6 protein-coding genes and 1 tRNA gene are annotated in these 5547 nt (G+C 40.0%); 4 read left to right on the top strand and 3 right to left on the bottom strand.

The annotated features are described in order from the left end of the window. Window positions 1-332 precede the first annotated feature (332 nt). Complete coding sequence (locus tag RM529_RS15700) at window positions 333-1100, bottom strand: XRE family transcriptional regulator (RefSeq protein ID WP_311485699.1); 768 nt, start codon at window positions 1098-1100, stop codon at window positions 333-335. A 154-nt stretch (window positions 1101-1254) separates the two neighbouring features. Here RM529_RS15700 and RM529_RS15695 point away from each other — a divergent pair, with 154 nt between their 5' ends. Further along, the gene (locus RM529_RS15695; RefSeq protein ID WP_311485698.1) at window positions 1255-1731 is read left to right on the top strand and encodes a hypothetical protein; all 477 of its coding nucleotides are present in this window, start codon (window positions 1255-1257) and stop codon (window positions 1729-1731) included. A 46-nt stretch (window positions 1732-1777) separates the two neighbouring features. Here RM529_RS15695 and RM529_RS15690 read toward each other — a convergent pair whose 3' ends face one another. Then, window positions 1778-2317 (bottom strand): HD domain-containing protein, encoded by a 540-nt coding sequence (locus tag RM529_RS15690; protein WP_311485697.1) that lies wholly within the window; start codon window positions 2315-2317, stop codon window positions 1778-1780. A gap of 334 nt (window positions 2318-2651) precedes the next feature. Between RM529_RS15690 and RM529_RS15685 the strand changes: the two genes are divergently transcribed. Together RM529_RS15685 and RM529_RS15680 are read left to right on the top strand one after the other, a co-directional pair. Beyond that, window positions 2652-3809: a zinc-dependent alcohol dehydrogenase gene (locus RM529_RS15685; RefSeq protein ID WP_311485696.1), complete on the top strand. Its 1158-nt coding sequence runs from the start codon at window positions 2652-2654 to the stop codon at window positions 3807-3809. Window positions 3810-3849: 40 nt separating this feature from the next. Then, window positions 3850-4371 carry a hypothetical protein gene (locus RM529_RS15680; protein ID WP_311485695.1) on the top strand — a complete coding sequence of 174 codons (522 nt, stop codon included), beginning with the start codon at window positions 3850-3852 and terminating at the stop codon, window positions 4369-4371. Between the two features lie 95 nt (window positions 4372-4466). On the opposite strand, the gene RM529_RS15675 is transcribed toward RM529_RS15680, so the two are convergent. Then, window positions 4467-4551, bottom strand: a tRNA-Leu gene (locus tag RM529_RS15675). Window positions 4552-4678: 127 nt separating this feature from the next. Here RM529_RS15675 and RM529_RS15670 point away from each other — a divergent pair. Next, window positions 4679-5547 (top strand): M20/M25/M40 family metallo-hydrolase (locus RM529_RS15670; RefSeq protein WP_311485694.1); only part of this gene is annotated, 869 nt, incomplete at its 3' end.

The raw sequence follows: 5547 nt of genomic DNA, 5'->3' as shown, positions 1-5547 counted from the left end.
AAATTACCATTTTGGATCGTTCACTTTAAACTGAACCAGAAAACAGGAGATAAGAATCAGGACCTTCGCTGAAAAAGTCTTCTACGGAAACTCTCAAAAATTATTCGTGATGTTCGTGGTGAAACTTAAGGTCGATAATTGACATTTTTAAGTACTCACCTTTTTCAGCATAAATACTTCAACTGAAATAATACCGTAATGCGGAAAGAAATCCTGCTGTTTTAATAAAAAAGCTTGTAAAATGTCTTCCGGAAGAAAAATCATTCCGCTTCAAAAGAAAAAAAATCTGGCCGATAGCTAAAAATGCCAATTATCGGCACTATTTCCCGCTTTTACTTCCGGAAAGACTTCAGTTCCCTTTTAAGTTCTTCCATAGATTGCTGCAATTGCTGAAAAAGGCCATTTTCTGAAGGATTGTCCAGATTAAAGGTGAGTTTGCTGTTTACCTGCCAAAGTTCCTGGATGTCGTTTACCTTCACTTCCAGGGGCAGATATTCTTCATTTAAAGAAATCAGTAATATTTTAGAAGGATCAGGTAATTTTTGCAGTTTTTTAACCAAAACCGAATCGTAAAGCACCACAACATAAACCCTGTTGTTGCTTACCTCATCGATACCGCCCACGGCTTTGGCCATTACCCATTCCCCGGGACGATAATTGGGCAACATGCTGTCCCCTTCTACCTGGAACCCTCTATAGGTGGCATTCCTGAATTCTGGCAACGGAATATCGAACGCCGGCAATTGATTATACCATTCCACATCCTGCACGTTGTGCGGATAACCGGCAGCAGCCTTTTGGTTTACCATCACAATATTTTCACTATCGGCGCTGTTTACCGTCACAACCTTTGGGCTAACATCGCCTTTACTTATCTGCAGGTATTTTTGACCACTATCCCCAAAAAGCCAAAGCGGATTAATCCCGAATTGCCTCAAGAGTTCGGCTACCACTTTTCCTGACAGTTTTGTACGGCCGCGCTCAATGTCTGCAGTAGAATTTTTTATTCCGAGGAGGTCAGCAAATTCCGACTGAGTAAAATTGTTTTCCTCGCGCACTTCTTTAAAGTGCTTTATTTCAATTGTTGCAGGTGTTCCCATAATAATGCTAATTTAGGAAATTATCCAATACAATCCGTCTACAATGGAAATTTTCCATTATTTAAACTATGACTTTTATTTTTAATTGGGCAGGGAAAAACTTAACTTCTGTTTAGAAAAAAATAAGCTTAAATTGAAAAAATTATAAATTCAGATGAAAAAGATTTTAACCCTACTTTTTACGGCATTTTGTATAATTCTGATGCTGTCCTGTGACACCGATATTGATGATGCAGATAATAATTATATTATACTGGAACTTATGAGTGACGAGGATCTTACTTTCAGCAATCGCAGTTTTACAGTGAACCTGTATGGTGGAAATGATAGTATAGCAAACCCATCTGCAGTTCAACTTGCCAGCAATAATTTTGAAGCACAAAATTTTCCCTTTGAGATCAGGCTGGAAATTCCTGCAGATCCATATGCGCCAATTCAGAATTTAGAAGATAACAACAACGCGAGGTTTTATGTGGAAATTGAATGGGACTCTGATAATAACGGACAGCTTTGCCAGGGTGACATTGATCTTGACTACAGGATCCAGAACGTAGAACTTATTAATATAAATCGTCGTGATCCACAGGAAGTTTTCCTGTCCACTATTCCTCAAACCATTCCCTGCGAGTAATTCGCCACATATAAATTAGCAAGCATATAAGAACACTTATAAAAATCTAAAGAAGAGCATCTTTTTGGCCTTTTAGCAAATATTTCGCCCGCTGCACTTCATAACATGCCCGCATCAGCAATTTAAAATTTCCGCCCTGCAAGGCTAGAATTAAAGCTTCCATTTCAGGAATATAGCGACGTGCAAAATTCCGGTCATTTTTAATAATATCACGAGTGTTGTCGATAACATCGGCAAGTTTAACCGTCTTCGCTGCTGTACTCATCTTTGCCTGCCGCTCTACTTCCAGTTCCTTTCGTTTACGACGGTTTAGGTGCTTATAATTCTCCTTAACATACTCATCGGTAAGCTCATGTACCAACCCCGCAACTTCCCGCCCAAACCTGCGCTCAATATCTTTTATGGAAACCTGAGTATCTTCCACCACATCATGCAGATAAGCAGCGCAAATCATTGCTGTGGAATGGGGAACTGTAGTTACAGTCTCTGCCACCCGTTTGGGATGTTCTATATAAGGCTCTTTGGTATATTTTCGTTGTTGATCACCATGTGCCTGCCGGGCAAACTCCAGTGCTTCCTTTTCCATATTTTCTACTCTTTAAGTCATTCAATAGTAAATCTACCGGCTTAGAATTCAATTTCGATCTTGATTCTTTCAGCAAATCAATCTTCTTCTTTGCCCGAAAGTACTGGTTTAAAGTACAGATTTTTTTTTACTGCCGTAAAACCAGTATCTGAAAATGTCAATATTGGCTCTTAAGATTAATATGAAAACTAATTTAAAGTAACGTTAAATACTTTCCTTCAGCACTTGCTTTTTGTAATTTAATGAAAATTAAAAAACAATTAACTTTTTCTATCTCCCCTTAATGTTGATTGTTTAGCTGAAAAAGAAAATATTTAACTAAACTGAGAAAATTATGTTAGCAGTAAATTATCGCGGTCCATTTCGTATCCGTGCCGACAAAAACTTACCCTATCCTGAAATTGAACATCCCGAAGATGCCATAGTAAAAGTACTACGCTCCTGTATTTGTGGATCAGATCTTCATCTTTATCACGGGCTTGTTCCAGATACGAGAGTGGGAACAACTTTTGGCCATGAGTTTATAGGAGAAGTGGTAGAGACAGGATCATCTGTAGAAAATCTTAAAGTTGGGGACAAGGTGATGGTTCCTTTCAATATTGCCTGCGGAAAATGTGCATTTTGCAAGCAGGAGCTGTACGGCAATTGTCACGAAGCAAACCCGCAATCTACAGCCGCAGGAGGAATATTTGGATATTCACACACCACCGGTGGTTATCATGGAGGGCAGGCAGAATATGTGCGTGTTCCTTATGCTGATGTTGGCCCAACTGTTATTCCTGACTGGATGGACCCAGATGATGCAGTTCTTTTAACAGATGTTGTTCCTACTGGCTATCAGGCTGCAGAAATGGGAGGTATCCAGGAAGGTGATACCGTTGTTGTTTTTGGTGCCGGCCCTATAGGAATTATGGCTGCAAAAAGCGCATGGTTATTTGGAGCAGGTCGTGTAATTGTAATTGACAAGCTGGATTACCGGCTGGAGTTTGTAAAGGAATATGCGCAGTGCGAAGTTTTTAACTTTCAAGAACTGGAAGATCCGGTTGTGTTTATCAAAAAACAAACGGATTCTTTGGGAGCCGATGTATGCATAGATGCAGTAGGTGCTGAAGCTGCAGGAAACAAAGTAAATTCGCTTATGGGAAGAAAATTACTTCTTCAGGGTGGGTCTACAACCGCTCTTCACTGGGCGATAAATTCAGTAAAAAAAGGAGGAATTGTCTCCATCGTAGGAGTCTATGGACCGGTAGACGCGCTTGTTCCTATTGGGAATGTGCTTAACAAGGGGATAACTATAAGAGCCAACCAGGCTTCAGTAAAGAGATTATTACCTAAAATGATAGAGCACGTAAAAAACGGTATCCTGGATCCCAAGGCGATCATTACTCACCGCATACCTTTGGAAGAAGTGGCAGAAGGTTATCATATCTTTTCATCTAAACTTGATAATTGTATTAAACCGGTACTTATCCCTCCTGCCGCCGGAATTTAAGCAAAAACAAGCCTAAACTATTAATTAAAAAAAATTGATTATGAGTACAGATGAAACCAGTCCTGAAGATTTTAAAAACAAAAGGGGCGGAGATCACAGCCATATAAAAGGATGGGGAATTGATATAGACCCTAAAAACGATCCCACTTACCCAATCAAAAAACGTACAGACGAAGAAATTAAAGGTTACTCCTGGGAGCGATCGGAACAACAACCCATAAATATAGAAGTGCTGCACTCGGTAGAGCGGCCCAATATAACGGCTGTTTTTGGTACCGCAGCACCTCCGCGAGGGCTTAGCGGAATGATTCGGAGGCATGCGTTTAAGAAAAGTGAATCCAGCTTAGGACGATGGGTGCCCTTAATACTGGCAGATCGTATTAATATGGTTGAAGGAGTTCTAGATGACCTGAAACAAGGTTATCTTCCTAACTTTTTTGCAGAACGCGGACTAAAATCTGAATGGAAATATAACCGTAAAAACTTTGTCATTAAAACAGCTACTGTTGCGGCTGTAGCTTCTGCAGCTCTTATATTGCTGTCCCGCAAGAGTAATAAGTAAGTACATATTATAATTATTAGTGCAAACTTCAACCTTTAATAGGTGAATTTGTACCTGTAATAAAAAAGCCGACTCGTTAAAGTCGGCTTTTCCTTTGGTGCGGGCGAGAGGACTCGAACCTCCACACATTGCTGCACTAGATCCTAAGTCTAGCGTGTCTACCAATTCCACCACGCCCGCTTGTTTGGACAAATCTGCTACCGTTTTCCCGGTTAGCGGATGCAAATATACATAATAGTTTCTATTTTCAAATAGCTTCAGAAAAAAAATTCAAATTATTACCTTTGATTTAATCTAAAACCACAACATGAAAGAGATCAAAAGATATGTAGAAGAAAATAAAGATCGTTTTGTTCAGGAGTTAATGGACTTGCTAAAAATACCGTCCGTTAGTGCAGATTCAGATTACAAAAAGGATATGCTGAAGACAGCCGAAGCGGTTAAACAAAAACTGCAGAATGCCGGTTGTGTCCTGGTTGAAATCTGCGAAACTCCGGGACATCCTGTGGTATACGGAGAAAAAATTATCAGCAAAGATTTACCTACAGTTTTGGTATACGGTCATTACGATGTTCAGCCGCCAGACCCTGTAGGCCTTTGGGAGAATCCGCCATTTGATCCGGTGATCAAAAATACTAAAATTCATCCTCAAGGGGCGATCTTCGCCCGTGGAGCATGTGATGATAAAGGCCAGATGTATATGCACGTTAAAGCGCTGGAATATATGACCAAAAACGACGAACTGCCCTGCAATGTAAAATTTATGATTGAAGGTGAAGAGGAAGTAGGCAGTGAAAATCTAGGCTGGTTTATAGAAAGAAATAAGGAAAAACTTGCCAACGACGTTATCCTTATCTCTGATACCGGAATGATTTCAAAAGATACTCCATCTATTACCACCGGACTGCGCGGACTCTCCTATATCGAAGTTGAAGTTACCGGACCTAACCGCGACCTTCATTCCGGTTTATATGGTGGTGCTGTGGGAAATCCAATAAATATCCTCAGCAAAATGATCGCTTCTCTTACAGATGAAAACAATCATATTACTATTCCAGGCTTTTATGATAAAGTTGAAGAACTAAGTGAGGAAGAGCGGAAAAAAATGGCCGAAGCTCCTTATAATGAAGAAGAATATAAAGACAAACTGAAAATAAACGACGTCTACGGCGAAGC

The organism is Autumnicola edwardsiae (assembly GCF_031846505.1).
GTDB classification, from domain to species: Bacteria; Bacteroidota; Bacteroidia; order Flavobacteriales; family Flavobacteriaceae; genus Autumnicola; species Autumnicola edwardsiae.
This window is presented reverse-complemented; position numbering and strand designations above follow the sequence as displayed.